We start from the raw sequence: 14,886 nt of genomic DNA on the forward strand, positions 1-14,886 counted from the left end.
TAAAGTTAAAAAATGAAACCCGCTGAAGCCTACATCTTAAATCAGGACGAGCCCTATCGCTCCATACTTCTGCAGTTGCAGATGATTATTGAATCTGTCGTCCCAGATTGTGAATTGTATTTTAAATGGCGGATTCCGTTTTATTATTCGAGAGACTTACCTCTGTGCTATCTCAATCAATCCAAAGACTATGTAGATTTGGCCTTTTGGCATGGGGAGCAATTGGAAAAATTTCAGGATAACTATGTGAAGACCAATCGGAAGTCTGTGATGTCTCTGCGTTATAAGAGCTTAGACGACATTGACGATGAAATCGTGGTTTATGTTATTGAGCAACAGCTTAGAATCAACACCAATCCCTTCAAAATGATTTTGGGCTCTAAGAAAAAATTAAAGTGAGTTTACGGTTTGTCTAATAGCGACTAAGTTAGACAATAAGGCTTCCAAGTTATCTAAGTGCAACATGTTTGCACCATCACTTTTAGCATTGGCAGGGTCAAAATGGGTTTCCATAAATAAACCGTCCACCTTATTGACCACGCCGGCCCTTGCAATGGTTTCAATCATATCTGGTCTTCCACCAGTTACGCCAACATTTTGGTTGGGTTGTTGTAAAGAATGCGTAACGTCTAATACCGTTGGTGCCATCTTCCGCATGGTTGGGATTCCTCTAAAATCCACAATCATATCTTGGTAGCCGAACATAGTACCTCGGTCTGTAATCCAAGCGTTTTGATTCCCGGCATCTTTAACTTTCTGTACCGCATGTTTCATGGCCTCGGGACTCATAAATTGTCCTTTTTTCAAATTGACGACTTTTCCTGTTTCAGCAGCGGCGACAACCAAATCGGTTTGACGCACCAAAAAAGCTGGGATTTGTAAGACATCCACATATGCAGCGGCCATGGCGGCGTCAGAGGCTTCATGTATGTCGGTTATTGTAGGCACGTCAAAAGTTTCAGATACTTTACGTAAAATTTTCAAGGCTTTTTCATCACCGATACCTGTGAAGCTGTCGATGCGACTTCGGTTTGCCTTTTTAAAACTACCTTTAAATACATAAGGAATATGCAATTTATCAGTAATTTCAACAACCCGTTCAGCAATGCGCAAGGCCATTTCTTCGCCTTCAATGGCACAAGGACCACAAAGCAGAAAGAAATTATTAGCATCTACATTTTTAATCTTGGGAAGATAATCAATCATATCATTCTATATTAAATGACAAAGATAGGTTTTAAAATTCTGGATTAAGACTACTTTTTATAATCCATAATGACATGAAGAAATTAGTGACAATCATAACTCCGCTAAATAGAAGAATATTGTCAATGGTGGTATTAACTTCCACTAAATTAAGATTATCGAAAAGATACATGATGATCAAGTATGCCGATGAACAGGTAAATGTGAGCCCAAGGTAAAAATTAATCATTCGAGATGGCTTAAGCAATTGCCATATAAAAGGTATGGCCAATAGAAATATAGGGTACGCTGTAATACCTTCCGTTTTATTTACAATGGTAAACCAATATGGAATTATCATTAGAAAGTATAAATAAGGCACGTACTTTTCATAGAATTTAAACGCTTTCATAATTTATTTTTCAGGTTTTCTTTAATTTACGTAATAGAGTTGGTAACAGATCTTTCCTTTAGAAAACGATAACAATCTTTAATAAGTATTAACATCTAATAATAATAACATATTATTAACGTCAAAACGATTATAGTGCGTACCTTTGCGCGCTTAAAATCAGCATATCTTATGGCTACGATTAAAAATATTGCAATTATCGCGCACGTTGACCACGGTAAAACCACCTTGGTAGATAAAATTATGTATCACTGTCAGTTGTTTCGTGAGAACGAAAATACGGGTGACCTCATTTTGGATAACAACGATTTGGAGCGTGAGCGTGGTATTACCATTACTTCTAAAAACGTTTCGGTAATTTATAAAGACACAAAAATTAACATCATTGATACCCCTGGTCACGCCGATTTTGGTGGAGAAGTGGAGCGTGTTCTTAACATGGCCGATGGCGTATTGCTGTTGGTGGATGCGTTTGAAGGCCCAATGCCTCAAACACGTTTCGTATTGCAAAAAGCTATTGATTTAGGTTTAAAGCCATGCGTGGTCATCAACAAGGTGGACAAAGAAAACTGTACGCCAGATGAGGTACATGAGAAGGTGTTCGATTTAATGTTTGAATTAGGCGCAGAGGAGTGGCAATTGGACTTCCCAACCGTTTATGGCTCGGCGAAGAATAACTGGATGAGTGACGATTGGAAGGATGAAACCGAAAACATCGAACCATTGCTAGATATGGTTATCGAGCATATTCCGGAACCAAAAATTGAAGAAGGCTCCACCCAAATGTTAATTACCTCTTTGGATTTTTCATCCTTCACGGGACGAATTGCCATCGGGCGTTTAACACGTGGTGATTTAAAAGTAGGGCAACAGATTTCTTTGGTAAAGAGAGATGGCTCTATTGTGAAAAATAGAATCAAGGAACTACACATTTTTGAAGGTCTTGGCCGTAAAAAAGTAGAGTCTGTACAAACAGGTGATATATGCGCGATTGTAGGTTTGGAAGGTTTTGAAATTGGTGATACAGTCGCTGATTTTGAAAATCCGGAAGGCTTAAAAACGATTGCTATTGATGAGCCAACAATGAGTATGTTATTTACCATTAACGATTCGCCGTTCTTCGGAAAGGATGGAAAATTCGTCACCTCTCGTCATATCAAAGAGCGTTTAACCAAGGAATTGGAAAAGAACTTGGCACTACGTGTTGAAGAAACGGATAGTGCGGATAAATTCATGGTCTATGGCCGTGGTGTACTCCATTTATCGGTATTGATTGAAACTATGCGTCGTGAAGGCTACGAGCTTCAAATTGGTCAACCACAAGTAATCATTAAAGAAATCGATGGTGTAAAATGTGAACCGTTTGAAGAAATGACGATCGACCTTCCTGAAAATGTATCGGGTAAAGCCATTGAAATGGTAACGATGCGAAAAGGGGAGATGTTGAGCATGGAAGCCAAAGGTGACCGTATGGTTTGTGAATTCATTGTACCATCTCGTGGTATTATTGGATTGCGAAATCAATTGTTAACGGCAACTGCGGGTGAAGCTATTATGGCACACCGTTTTAAAGAATATCAACCCTTAAAAGGTGGTATTCCTGAACGTCAGAATGGGTCATTGGTATCCATGGAAAATGGACAAGCCATTCCTTACTCTATTGACAAACTGCAAGACCGAGGGAAGTTTTTTGTTGACCCGGGAGAAGATATTTATGAAGGTCAGGTCATTGGTGAAAATTCACGTGGCGATGATATGGTTGTGAATGTCACCAAAACTAAAAAGTTGAGTAATGTACGTTCTTCGGGAGCGGATGATAAGGCCAAGATTGTACCAGCCATTAAATTCTCTTTGGAAGAGGCTTTGGAATACATTCAAAAAGACGAGTATGTTGAGGTGACACCAAATCACTTAAGACTACGTAAAATCTTTTTAAAGGAAGTTGATAGAAAGCGTAACAAATCTATCTAACCTAGAAACTAATTGTCATTCTATCCTTATTTTTTTGGGATGGATTCAAGATATATATTATAAAAAGAGAAGCTTTTGGGTTTCTCTTTTTTAGCTTAAGTATTAATTATAAGTTTACCGCTTTTGCGGCAACAAGATGGAATTATTCGGAATTACGGGAACAGAATATATAGGCTATTTGGCGTCATTTATGGTATTAGTGTCTTTCACTATGAAAGACGTTAAGAAATTACGATTAGTTAATATGACGGGTTGTGTTCTATTCATAATATACGGTTTTTTAATGCCTGCACTTAGAATAGGATTGCCTATTATTATCGCTAATGCGGCAATTTTTGCGGTAAATTTCTACTACTTATTTTTTAAAAAACCGAGTTAGTCTTTATTCTTTAGGCCTAGAATACTAAAGAAAAAACTAAACAAAATAATCTGTACGCCGAGTTGTAAACTCATCACTGCAGGAATAACAATGCGTAGGGTTTCTGTAGTGTTAAGATTTCCGAATGCGACGTCTTGCCATTCAAGATAGGCATTGACGCTTAGAGATATTCCTATGATCAGAATCAGGAGACCAAGTAGCAAACCCCGTTCAAGATTTAAGAATTTAAACAGATTTGCGTATCTGGAACTTTTGGGGAGTAGCCCGTTCTCCACCGCAAATATTTTGGTAAGTCCATAAAATACCACAAATTGAAATCCGATCAATATAAAAGCTGAGGCATAGAGTAGACTATGCACATCTAAAGTAATACCATTTATATCGGTGGGTTTAGCTCCAATAAATAGGAAGCCTAAAGTGCCAAATAGCATTAACACGATTCCTGGGAGTAAGAATAGCCAGTTTGGACTATAAAGCAGTAAGAAGCGCAGATGTCTCCAACCATCGCTCCAAGTATTTAAGTGAGGTGGCCTAGACCGGCCATCGACAGATAAGGTAGTTGGAACTTCAGTAATTTTTAAACCTTTCAATTTCGATTTTACGACCATTTCTGAGGCAAACTCCATCCCTGTCGTTCTTAAATCCATCATGTTATACGCTTTCTTGCTAAATCCCCTAAGTCCACAATGAAAGTCCCTGATTTTAATTCCGAAGAAAAGTCGACCTAAAAAAGACAATACAGGATTGCCTAAATATTTGTGTAGAAATGGCATGGCATTCTTTTCAACACCTCCTTTAAAACGGTTGCCCATAACCAAATCATAGCCCTCACGTAATTTTGAAACAAAAGGTTCTAAATCTGAAAAGTCATAACTGTCATCGGCGTCCGCCATAATGATGTATGTCCCTCGACTAGCTTCAATACCGCCTTTTAATGCATTTCCGTAGCCTTTTTCAATAACATCCACAACTTTAGCGCCATGCAATTTGGCTATGTCCTGAGACCCGTCCGTACTACCATTATCAGAAACAATAATTTCAGCTTCAATTGCCATTCCTGAGATGGAAGTCTTAGCCTTTTCTATACAAATGGCTAAAGTTTCCGCTTCATTTAAGCAGGGCATCACAACGGATAATTCAATCATTGGTCACCATTATTAATTGATGTAAAAGTACAAGGCCTGCTAAGAGCAACATAAAGTCATTATAAAATAAGTAACGCGAAATGGAATGACAAGCTACAGCAACAATCGTGGCATTAGATACCACCAATAGCACTGTAAGCATAACTAATCCGTTTAATGCAGTGAACTCCTTAATGGATTTTGAAAACGCCCATATTCCAAGAATTATGATGATAATGAGCAAAGGAATAGATTTTATACCATATGCAATACTTACTGCATAAAGCGTAGCATACTCTTTAAAATTAGACTTGATTAATGGCCACATGAGATTTTTACTGGTTTGCTCCGTCTTTATATAGCTTTCGGCAGGTGTAAAGCCTTTATCTATATAGTAATGCACTCCACCACTATGGATGTTTTGATTGCAAATCAAAGGGAAATCATTGTGAAAACGCATATACCTAAAGTACGGTTCTGTATACATGTTTTGGCCTTTGACTTTGGAGCTTAATAAATTAAGACTATCAATTCGGGCATATGCAAATTTAAAAATGGCTTTATCATCCTCATTATTAAATAAATCGGAGTCGTGTTTTTCTGAAACAAATAGAGGTAAAGCTACTGCATTAACATAGCTGTATGGTGTGCTAACAAACTGGTCATATGCTAAATACCTATAGGTCTTATCTAATAATTTTACTGACAAAGGAAGCAATAGCAGTACAGCTAAGAGCATGATTTTTTCTTTGCTTAAAATCTTCTTACGATGTTTTAAGCCATAAATAAAAGCTATTATAAGTGAGCACACGATAAACTGACCACGCGTAAGACACAACAAAATGAAGCTTGTTGCCACGAGCCAAAGCAGGTTCTTTCTTTCATGAAAAATGAATTGTAGACTGGAGCATATAAAGACAATGTAAAAAGGGAAGGCAAGACCTTCAGACGTTAAATTGTTGGCCACATAAATAGATTGAAAATATGGGCTTAATAAAACAACGAAGAGTGCAAGTTTAAAACCAACATTCAAATTGAATACTGATCCCAAAGTTTTTAAAGCATAACGTATAGCGCAAAAGCCAAGGATAAGTTGAAAGGCAACTAGAACGTATTCAAAATAACTTTGAAATACAAATCGAAAAAGATTGATGCAGATAACATAACCAGGGAAACGGGATATTTCTGCGTTTAAATAACTGTTAGTGTCATCCGTAACAATAGGGCCTTTAAATAAAAGTAGAATAAATGATACAGCAAAAACAACACTATATATGTGCTGTTCTCTTTTTTCTAAAAAGGTCTTGATTTGCAGAATCATTAAATCCTTAAATGATACCCAAATCTACAATTTAAAAATAGGATTTATCTATATTTACCTTTGAAGATCATCTTTAGGACATAAGCCATTTACACAGTAAAAACATATTCGGAATTAGACAAAAACAATTGGGATCACTTTATCTCAAAAGCGTGTAACGCCACATTTTTGTTTCAACGCGATTTTATGGAATATCACAGAGATCGGTTTGAAGACCATTCCTTGATAGTATACGACAAAGAGAAACTTGTAGCAGTTTTGCCTGCCCATAAAACGGGAAAGACTGTACTTTCGCATCAAGGATTGACTTATGGTGGATTAGTGTTTTTGCGCAATACGAGATTGGTAAAACAAGCAGGAGTTTTAAAATCTGTTTTGGAGTTTTTGGCGGATTCAGATATCGAACAGCTATCCATAAAATCATTACCAAATTTTTACAAGACTGAGGCAGAAGATGGGCTAGATTATCTTCTGAATGCCATAGGTCATTGTGAAAAACAGCAACTTTATTCCGTAGCAAGCATTGGTAATGTTGTTTTTTCCGACTCCCGAAAAGAAGGTTTTAAGAGAGGAATGTCTCAACAATTACATTTTGAAGAAACCAACGATTTTGCAGACTTTTGGGGTTCTATACTTATACCAAATCTTCAAAAAAAGCATAGTGTGAAACCCGTACATTCGCTTAAAGAAATTTCAAGATTAAAACAAAAATTTCCCGATAACATAAGACAATTCAATATTTATCATAACAACGGGCTTGTTGCTGGAGCGACTATTTTTGAAACAAAGCACGTGGCTCATCTTCAATATATTTCTGGCAATTCAGATAAAAACGCGTTGGGAAGTTTGGATTTTTTAATCACTAAGTTGATGACAGAAACATTTAATCATAAACGCTATTTTGATTTTGGAACATCCCACAACGCCGATGGCAGTATCAACGAAGGGCTTCACTTTTGGAAGGAGGGTTTTGGGGCTTTAAGTGCTATTCAGAATTTTTTTCGTGTGAATACCAAGGATTATAAGAAAATAGATGATTTGTTTAAGTAGTTGGGATGGCGGTTTTTCAGATTTTTCGTAGACTTGTAGCTGAATCGTATTTTGATGCTTCCCTCTAACCATCAGAAACCCTAACTAAGACAGATCACTTTGGGAAAATTTAATAACTACATCAATAAAAATGTTCTTTTTAATGTAGCTAATCTCAATTCTACTTCACAAGCCATAAAGATTTTAGCAGGGATATTTACCTCCAAAGCTATTGCTGTTTTTATTGGTGCGGAAGGACTCGCCTTGGTGGGTAACCTCAATAATTTTTTAAAGGCATTTCAGTCGCTCTCCACCTTAGGTTTTTATAAGGGACTTGTAAAATACATTGGACGCTACAAAGAGCAAGATGAGGTTTTAAGTAAGTTGCTGTCAACGGCTTATTTCTCAGGCTTTTTTGTGGCTATGGGTATTTCCATTCTTTGCTATTTTAATGCAGATTTGGTGAACAATTTTCTTTTTGGGGCGAGTTATAATTACGCCTATATCATAGAAATTTTGGCTTTAGCGTTACCCTTTTATACGCTCAATATGTTTTGCTTTTCCATAATGAATGGGTTTTCAAAATATAAGATTCTACTCATTATAAGTATTATTGGTCAGGTTGTTGGGTTATTAGTCACTCTATTATTGATTTGGCAAGACAATATAGACGGTGCCCTTATAGCTATTGCCATTACTCCGGCATTGATATTTTTAATCACGTTAGTTGGCATTTTATTTAGAAAGAATTTAATCTCTTTTATAAAGATATCGGAAGTCTCACAATCCATGTTTACAAAACTGGGGCCTTATTCATTGATGGCCTTAGCAACAACGGTAGCTGTTCCTATGGTAATGATTTTGATTAGAAATTACATTATTTCAGAAATTGGAATTAAGCAAGCGGGCTATTGGGAAGCAGTTAACCGTATTTCAGACTATTACCTTATGTTCGTGAACTCTCTGATAGTTCTGTATTTAGTACCTAAACTGTCCTTGCTTAATACTAAAAGAGAGTTTAGGGCGGAAATCGTCTCATTTTATAAAAGCCTAATCCCTTATTTCGGCGGGCTTTTGCTATTCCTTTATTTCACTAGAACATTTGTTGTACGACTTGTGTTTTCAAGAGAATTTCAGCCAACGGAAGATTTGTTTTTATGGCAGTTGGCCGGTGATTTTGTGCGCGTTTTGGCCATGGTTATTGCCTATCAGTTTTTAGCAAAGCGCATGTTTGGCCATTTTATCATCTTGGAGGTTTTCTTATTTGTAACGCTTTATTTTTCTAGTATTTATTTAATTGATGTTTTTGGACTCGAAGGTGTAGTCATAGGGCATTTCCTCACACATTTAATGCATTTTGGTATTGTATTGCTTATTTTTAGTAGTTCACTATTTGGTGTAATTTCAGATAGGGACGACGATACGGTTTCTCATGATTAAATTTTTGGATTTAAAATCGGTAAATGAACGCTTCAGGTCACAGTTTGAAGCCTTGATGCCTCATTTTTTGGATTCAGGCCATTATATTTTAGGTGAAGACGTTTCTAAATTTGAATCTGAATTCGCCTCATACTGTGGAACAAATTATTGTGTAGGAACTGCCAATGGTTTAGATGCTTTAACTCTGATTCTTAAAGGCTATTTAGAACTAGGTAAATTAAAGTTGGGAGATAAAGTTATGGTACCTGCCAACACATATATGGCAACTATTTTGGCTATTATTAATGCCGGATTAGAACCTGTTTTAATAGAACCAAACGACAAGACTTTCAATATTGATATTGAAGATATTGTTAGAAAACACAATCCAAATATCAAGGCCGTCATGGTGGTGCACCTTTACGGCCAATTATGCGATATGAAAGCGATTTCTGAGTTTACTAAAAAACATGGACTGTTGCTTTTTGAGGATGCCGCACAGGCACATGGTGCAATTGCTATAGACGGTATTAAAGCTGGAAACTTCTCCGATGCGGCCGCCTTTAGTTTTTATCCGACAAAGAATCTTGGTGCCTTAGGTGATGCAGGGGTCATTACCACAAATGACCATGAATTGAAAGAGGTTTTAAAGAAGCTTCGAAATTATGGAAGTTCTAAAAGATATATCAATGATTATTTGGGTTTAAACTCCAGGTTAAGTGGTCTTCAAGCTCGAGTATTATCTATTAAATTGAAGTATTTGGATGCTGATAATGATAAACGCCGAGCTATTGCCAAACGTTACTTCCAAGGGATTGTAAATCCGAAAATCACCTTGCCTAGCTATTCTGGCAGTTTGGATCATGTGTTTTATTTGTTTGTGATTAGGGTATCTAATCGTGATGCATTTCGAAATTACATGACTTCAAATGATATTGAGACTTTAGTACATTACCCGGTAGCACCACATCAACAGAACGCTTTTTCAAAATTTAAAGCTCTATCGCTACCGATTACTGAACGTATGCATGAGCAGGTTGTGAGTTTACCGATCTATCCAACAATGCCTCAAAATTTGGTAAATTCTGTTATTGATGTTGTAAATGCCTATTAATTACCACTGTTTTTATTCCAAAGTAATTTCCTGAAGTAAACATTTTTTAGTACAAAGTGAATGACATTCGTAATAAAATAAGCTATGGAAACACCAATGAAACCATAGTAATTCACTGCAAAAAGTGTTAGGGTTATAAACACCACTGCCCAACCGATTTGAAAGGCAATAAATGCCTTTGTATCCGCTTTTGCAATTAGAACATTTCCCAACACCCATGTATTAATTTTAAAGGCATCACCGAGTAAATGGAATAGGATAATGGTATTGATTAGTAGGAATTCTTCACTAAACAGTAAAGGGATAATAAAATCTCTGAGCAGATAAATCGTTAACGTGATTAATAGGATTGTGGGAATACTCAACCGCCAAACTTTAAATATTTCTCTCTTCAGAGCATTACCAGACAATTCTGAAAACGTAGGCAGTAAATAAAATTTAAAGGTAGTTGCCAAAAACATAATATAGATAGCAGACAAACGCCACATACCTTCCCAAGAGCCAGCATAGTCTTCTCCTAAATTCTCATTAAGATAAAACCTTACAAAAAGTGTGGCGCCGATTAAACAAAGAGGCGCAACCAATGCCATGAGGGAAAATTTGGTTAAGTTTTTAAAATGTAATGGGTCAACTTTAAGTTTGAAATATTTAAGACTAAAACCTTTCACTCTATGCAAGAAAAATAAGCAGAGCACCAAAACCAAAACCTGATGAAGTGCAATGGCGTAAAAAGCTCCGATGATATCATAATACATAACTAAAATAACCATTAAAACCGTTGATAGTACAGAACTGATTATGGTAATTGTTATATAGGTTTTTATCAGCTTTAAGCCATTGAAAACGGCCATAAAAAAGCTGTATAAAGCAACAGTCACAATTGATACTGACAACAAACCTAGAGTAAAGGCATATTGTGTGTCACCAAACAGATATTGAGACAAAGGCTGTCTAAAAAAAAAGGTCAACAAACAAACGGCTAAAGACGCATAGAGATGGAGTTTAAACCCTGTATTTAGTAAAGGTTTTAGATTTGCGTTATCTGATTTGTATTCGGAGGTATATTTAATGATACCATTGTCAGTACCAAAGCTACCTGTCGTTTTTGCCAACTCTAAAAAATCTTTGAGTTGCCCAAGTAAAAACATACCATTAGTACCCAAATAGACCGCAATTATTTTATTGGTAACAAGTTTAGTCACCAGTGAAACGGTGGTGCTAATTCCTGAGTAGAATGTCATTCTCAATAACCCCATAGTTAGCAGTTAAAGTCCTCCCAAAGGTTAAAATTTACACCGGTAACTTTTTTTAAATATACAACATCATTAATATAAAGCGATTTAAGATAGTTACGATCTTTAGCTGTCAAGGGCGGATAAGATGACTTAGAGGTTTTATTCAAAATGAAGGTATTAACATTTGATCTTAGAAACCGTTTTACTTGGCTTGGAACTACAGGATGAAGTGGTTTTAATAGTGATGAGCGCCCTCGATTTAAGTCTTGCAAAACACTATATAGTTTTGGATATTTTAAAAGCTTGGTTGTGTTGGTCTCCACAGTTGGAATATCTCTCAAAGTCTCAAGATTCAAAAACTTAAAACAGTTATTTAAAGTATTTAATTGATTTTTTACTAAATCTTCAAAAAGAATAATCTTGATTTGTGAAGTTTCAAAATTTGAATAAAATCGATCTAACCAATACCCGTAGCGCCCAAACTGATAGTAGTGCTTATACTTACCGTTTTTATGTCTAGAATATACGGTTGGTTCTATATCAAAATCGGATTGAACAGCAGATTTTAAATCGAGATGTTCGTCGCCCAAGCCCTTTAAATACCAATAATGAGAATAAAGTCTATCAATAGGGTTCCTAAGAATGAATATGAATTTTACTTCACTATAATTAGTGTTTTTAATTCGGTCAATAAACTCTGGTAAAACCATATAGGACGTGCTAGATTCACCTTTTATGGTACATTCATCTTTTAAATTGAATAATTGAAGATATGCTTCCCGAGCATTTAAATCCTTAGAGCTATACTTCGTGTCGACCCAATAATGCGGTTCTTTCTTTGACGACATACATATCTTGGGATGCAATTGCAACAAATCATGAAGTGTGCTTGTACCAGATTTGGCAGCACCAGGTATGTAAAGGTTGGGAAAACTATTTTGGTTCAAAAGCGTCAACAACTAATTGTGACCCTAAAATAGAAATTCAATGGCAGAGTATTGACGCTATCTGATATTAATTTCTTCAAGCTGTCCAAATCTTGATGTATGCCTCTGCTTGCTTTTTATGATTATGCTCGGTTTCTACAAAGCGTTTGGCACTCAATTTAATGCGTTGCCTTAATTCTCTATCCTTAATAAGACCCTCTAATTTTTCGACGAGATAATCAACATTTGGTTCAGCGTTTATAACAACCGAATCTTTTTCTATATTAAAATACGCTAGCCATCTATCTTCAGCTCCAGAAAATACGATTTTACCTTGAGACATGGCTTCTAACGCATTGTAGCCTTGCGAGTAGGAGTATACTTGGTCTAGCAAGATGTCTGCAGATTTTGTGGCTTCTATATATTCTTGGTAGGGTAAATCATGGGTTTCAATAACCTTAATCTGCTCACCATATTTGTTTTTAATGATGGCTAGTGCTTCTTCAAAAATGTGATTTCCCTTTTTATAGTAATTGAAAGAATTTATACCGTGAAAAATTGTCAACTTTTCAGCTTCGACAATTTCTTGTTCATCTAAATTCATTTTAAACGGAAAAGGAACATAACCTAAATAGCGAGGTGTATTTGCATAGGCCATAGCATAGTCCATATTTGCAGCAATAATCCCTGCGCAGTTTGAAATAACATAGTCATGCAACAATTTCTGTGAAGACTTGAGGTATTTTAAACTATCCCTGAAAAACTTTCTTTTGTTTGAATCTTCAAAATACGGATCGAGTATAGAATACTTGAGGTCATTGGTTTTTAAGTAATTATTGTATTGGTAGTCATCGCCACAAGCCGAGAGAAAAACCTTAGAATTATTCTTAAATAAGAATTGGAGAATATTTTTCTCTAATTTGGGATGGGTCTGAAGCGGAAAAGGATTAATTAAAAATACCACATCAAAATTAGTAAACCGATGTCTATTTCTTTTGAAATTCTGATAAACCTTAAGTCCGGAGATATCGTAATTAAAGATTTTGTGTATAGCCTTTCTAAACAAAAGCCAAGTAGTGTTGTTTCTCCTTTTGTCTTCAAGATTTATATCAGTAGCATAGGCCTTAAAACCGTCTTCTCTAGCAGCGAGTGTTACCGTGTGTCCCAATTCAATAAGCCCGGATTTAAGGTGGTTAAAAAAGCCACTATATTCGCCAAACAAAAGTATATTCACTAAGAATCGATATTTTTGGGCAAGTTACTTAAATAAATACTGTTGCAAAACCAAAATAAAAAGATAGGATTGATTGTGGATTGTCTGTCTTTTGGTGGTGCTGAGCGTGCCGCAGCAATCGCATCGCAATTGTTTCATAAAGCAGGTTATGATGTGCTCATTGTGACATTAAAACCAGAAGTTTCCTATAACTATTCAGGACGTTTGGTGCATCTAGGAGAATCAGTTTCTTCAATTAAGCCAATAAAGCAATTTCAAAAACTTTGGAGACTGCGAAAAATCATTAAAGAAAACCCCAATACCATTTGGATTGATTATAGAATGCGAAACCGCTGGTGGATGGAGTATTTGATCTATCAAACTAGTTTTAAGAACGAAACTGTTATTTATACCGTTCATAATTATCATATCGACTACCATATCCCGAAAGGTGATTTTTTCAGAAAGCTTTATGCCAAAGCCACTGTGACTTCAGTTTCTAAAGGCATTCAGACGCGATTAAAAAACGAAAAAGGTGTAGATAGTCATTATTTGCCGAATCCTATAGATCGTCAGAGGATTTTTGATAAATCAATGGCACACTCTGTGGAAGGTAATTATGTTGTTGCCGTTGGGCGGTTATTAAATAGTGTGAAGCAGTTTGATTTGCTGATTGAAGCCTATTCAAATTCTAACTTAAGAACGAAAGGCATTCGTCTTAAAATTCTAGGTGAAGGGCCAGATTATGATGTATTAAAACGTCAAATAGCTTCATTGGGATTAGATAATCATGTGGAACTTCTAGGGTTTGTGGAAAATCCTTATCCGTATATAAAAAGTGCAAAATTTCTCTGTCTAACCAGTAAGTTTGAAGGCTTGCCAATGGTAATTCTCGAAGCTTTGAGTCTAAAAACACCAGTTTTGGCTTTTGATTGTCCTTCGGGCCCATCAGAAATGATTATTTACAATAAGAATGGTATTTTAGTAGAGAATCAAAATACCAATGATCTTGTAGATACGTTGAACACCTTGGCCGAGGATTCTGAATTCCTAAATAAACTGTCGGAAACTAATCCTGAAATTGATTTAAAAAACTACAGTTTAGAGCAACACTTAGAATCTTGGAAAGTAATTTTTAAAACTCTATGAACACTAAAATAACCGACTGCATAACAAAGCATTTACCTAAGATTGAAGACCATCGCGGCAATATTTCCGTGATTGAAAAAGACGTACTGCCCTTTGCAGTGAAACGGGTTTACTATTTATATGACGTACCGTCTAACTCAAGACGTGGCGGTCATGCCCACAGAGAATTGCACGAATGTTTGGTGGCAGTCAGCGGTAGCTTTGATGTAATTCTGAATGATGGTGAAAATTCAAAGACTGTGACACTTAATAAACCTGATATTGGTCTTATTATTCCGGATGGTATTTGGAGAGAGCTTGAAAATTTTTCATCGGGTTCAGTGTGCTTGGTTTTGGCCTCACAAGAATTTAATGAAGACGAATATATCAGGGATTTCAACGATTTTAAAGCGCATAAATTCAATTAAGC

Annotated in this window: 15 protein-coding genes; 8 read left to right on the forward strand and 7 right to left on the reverse strand. The window is 36.1% G+C overall.

Annotated elements, in window-relative coordinates; translation table 11 throughout:
• The first annotated feature begins 12 nt into the window (after positions 1-12).
• The gene (locus ACFOSX_RS07605; RefSeq protein WP_386098732.1) at positions 13-399 is read left to right on the forward strand and encodes a DUF1801 domain-containing protein; all 387 of its coding nucleotides are present in this window, start codon (positions 13-15) and stop codon (positions 397-399) included.
• Here ACFOSX_RS07605 and kdsA read toward each other — a convergent pair.
• On the reverse strand, positions 391-1,206 hold the full coding sequence (gene kdsA / locus ACFOSX_RS07610) for a 3-deoxy-8-phosphooctulonate synthase (protein ID WP_386098735.1): 816 nt from the start codon (positions 1,204-1,206) through the stop codon (positions 391-393). The genes ACFOSX_RS07605 and kdsA overlap by 9 nt on opposite strands.
• A gap of 31 nt (positions 1,207-1,237) precedes the next feature.
• Positions 1,238-1,597, reverse strand: coding sequence for a hypothetical protein (locus ACFOSX_RS07615; RefSeq protein WP_386098738.1), 360 nt, complete (start codon positions 1,595-1,597; stop codon positions 1,238-1,240).
• A gap of 171 nt (positions 1,598-1,768) precedes the next feature.
• Here ACFOSX_RS07615 and typA point away from each other — a divergent pair, with 171 nt between their 5' ends.
• Together typA and ACFOSX_RS07625 are read left to right on the forward strand one after the other, a co-directional pair.
• On the forward strand, positions 1,769-3,568 hold the full coding sequence (gene typA, locus ACFOSX_RS07620) for a translational GTPase TypA (protein ID WP_386098741.1): 1,800 nt from the start codon (positions 1,769-1,771) through the stop codon (positions 3,566-3,568).
• A gap of 136 nt (positions 3,569-3,704) precedes the next feature.
• The gene (locus tag ACFOSX_RS07625) at positions 3,705-3,947 is read left to right on the forward strand and encodes a uroporphyrinogen decarboxylase (protein ID WP_386098744.1); all 243 of its coding nucleotides are present in this window, start codon (positions 3,705-3,707) and stop codon (positions 3,945-3,947) included.
• Here ACFOSX_RS07625 and ACFOSX_RS07630 read toward each other — a convergent pair.
• Together ACFOSX_RS07630 and ACFOSX_RS07635 are read right to left on the reverse strand one after the other, a co-directional pair.
• Positions 3,944-5,092 (reverse strand): glycosyltransferase family 2 protein, encoded by a 1,149-nt coding sequence (locus ACFOSX_RS07630; protein ID WP_386098747.1) that lies wholly within the window; start codon positions 5,090-5,092, stop codon positions 3,944-3,946. The two genes, ACFOSX_RS07625 and ACFOSX_RS07630, sit on opposite strands and share 4 nt — an antisense overlap.
• Complete coding sequence (locus tag ACFOSX_RS07635; RefSeq protein ID WP_386098750.1) at positions 5,085-6,392, reverse strand: hypothetical protein; 1,308 nt, start codon at positions 6,390-6,392, stop codon at positions 5,085-5,087. The genes ACFOSX_RS07630 and ACFOSX_RS07635 overlap by 8 nt, the downstream gene beginning before the upstream one ends.
• 186 nt (positions 6,393-6,578) lie before the next feature.
• On the opposite strand from ACFOSX_RS07635, the gene ACFOSX_RS07640 reads away from it, so the two are divergent.
• The 3 genes from ACFOSX_RS07640 (at position 6,579) to ACFOSX_RS07650 (ending at position 9,954) form a co-directional block, all read left to right on the forward strand.
• Positions 6,579-7,442, forward strand: a complete 864-nt coding sequence (locus ACFOSX_RS07640; RefSeq protein ID WP_386098753.1) for a GNAT family N-acetyltransferase — start codon at positions 6,579-6,581, stop codon at positions 7,440-7,442.
• Between the two features lie 99 nt (positions 7,443-7,541).
• Positions 7,542-8,861 (forward strand): O-antigen translocase, encoded by a 1,320-nt coding sequence (locus tag ACFOSX_RS07645; protein ID WP_386098756.1) that lies wholly within the window; start codon positions 7,542-7,544, stop codon positions 8,859-8,861.
• The gene (locus ACFOSX_RS07650; protein WP_386098759.1) at positions 8,854-9,954 is read left to right on the forward strand and encodes a DegT/DnrJ/EryC1/StrS family aminotransferase; all 1,101 of its coding nucleotides are present in this window, start codon (positions 8,854-8,856) and stop codon (positions 9,952-9,954) included. Before ACFOSX_RS07645 ends, ACFOSX_RS07650 begins: the two co-directional genes overlap by 8 nt.
• Here ACFOSX_RS07650 and ACFOSX_RS07655 read toward each other — a convergent pair.
• The 3 genes from ACFOSX_RS07655 to ACFOSX_RS07665 form a co-directional block, all read right to left on the reverse strand.
• A complete protein-coding gene (locus ACFOSX_RS07655; RefSeq protein ID WP_386098762.1) occupies positions 9,951-11,210 on the reverse strand; it encodes an O-antigen translocase in 1,260 nt (419 codons plus the stop codon). The two genes, ACFOSX_RS07650 and ACFOSX_RS07655, sit on opposite strands and share 4 nt — an antisense overlap.
• A 2-nt stretch (positions 11,211-11,212) precedes the next feature.
• Positions 11,213-12,148 carry a sulfotransferase domain-containing protein gene (locus tag ACFOSX_RS07660; RefSeq protein WP_386098765.1) on the reverse strand — a complete coding sequence of 312 codons (936 nt, stop codon included), beginning with the start codon at positions 12,146-12,148 and terminating at the stop codon, positions 11,213-11,215.
• 64 nt (positions 12,149-12,212) lie between these two features.
• The gene (locus ACFOSX_RS07665; protein WP_386098768.1) at positions 12,213-13,349 is read right to left on the reverse strand and encodes a glycosyltransferase; all 1,137 of its coding nucleotides are present in this window, start codon (positions 13,347-13,349) and stop codon (positions 12,213-12,215) included.
• A 42-nt stretch (positions 13,350-13,391) separates the two neighbouring features.
• On the opposite strand from ACFOSX_RS07665, the gene ACFOSX_RS07670 reads away from it, so the two are divergent.
• Positions 13,392-14,477 carry a glycosyltransferase gene (locus ACFOSX_RS07670; RefSeq protein WP_386098771.1) on the forward strand — a complete coding sequence of 362 codons (1,086 nt, stop codon included), beginning with the start codon at positions 13,392-13,394 and terminating at the stop codon, positions 14,475-14,477.
• Positions 14,474-14,884: a sugar 3,4-ketoisomerase gene (locus ACFOSX_RS07675; RefSeq protein WP_386098774.1), complete on the forward strand. Its 411-nt coding sequence runs from the start codon at positions 14,474-14,476 to the stop codon at positions 14,882-14,884. The genes ACFOSX_RS07670 and ACFOSX_RS07675 overlap by 4 nt, the downstream gene beginning before the upstream one ends.
• The last annotated feature ends 2 nt before the right edge of the window (positions 14,885-14,886 follow it).

The organism is Winogradskyella maritima (genome assembly GCF_042650215.1).
Lineage (GTDB): Bacteria > Bacteroidota > Bacteroidia > Flavobacteriales > Flavobacteriaceae > Winogradskyella > Winogradskyella maritima.

Excerpts from the sequence above, each read along its gene's own strand:
- ACFOSX_RS07605 (WP_386098732.1), top strand. The coding sequence starts at position 13 with ATGAAACCCGCTGAAGCCTACATCTTAAATCAGGACGAGCCCTATCGC.
- kdsA (WP_386098735.1), bottom strand. The coding sequence starts at position 1,206 with ATGATTGATTATCTTCCCAAGATTAAAAATGTAGATGCTAATAATTTC.
- ACFOSX_RS07615 (WP_386098738.1), bottom strand. The coding sequence starts at position 1,597 with ATGAAAGCGTTTAAATTCTATGAAAAGTACGTGCCTTATTTATACTTT.
- typA (WP_386098741.1), top strand. The coding sequence starts at position 1,769 with ATGGCTACGATTAAAAATATTGCAATTATCGCGCACGTTGACCACGGT.
- ACFOSX_RS07625 (WP_386098744.1), top strand. The coding sequence starts at position 3,705 with ATGGAATTATTCGGAATTACGGGAACAGAATATATAGGCTATTTGGCG.
- ACFOSX_RS07630 (WP_386098747.1), bottom strand. The coding sequence starts at position 5,092 with ATGATTGAATTATCCGTTGTGATGCCCTGCTTAAATGAAGCGGAAACT.
- ACFOSX_RS07635 (WP_386098750.1), bottom strand. The coding sequence starts at position 6,392 with ATGATTCTGCAAATCAAGACCTTTTTAGAAAAAAGAGAACAGCACATA.
- ACFOSX_RS07640 (WP_386098753.1), top strand. The coding sequence starts at position 6,579 with ATGGAATATCACAGAGATCGGTTTGAAGACCATTCCTTGATAGTATAC.
- ACFOSX_RS07650 (WP_386098759.1), top strand. The coding sequence starts at position 8,854 with ATGATTAAATTTTTGGATTTAAAATCGGTAAATGAACGCTTCAGGTCA.
- ACFOSX_RS07655 (WP_386098762.1), bottom strand. The coding sequence starts at position 11,210 with ATGGGGTTATTGAGAATGACATTCTACTCAGGAATTAGCACCACCGTT.
- ACFOSX_RS07675 (WP_386098774.1), top strand. The coding sequence starts at position 14,474 with ATGAACACTAAAATAACCGACTGCATAACAAAGCATTTACCTAAGATT.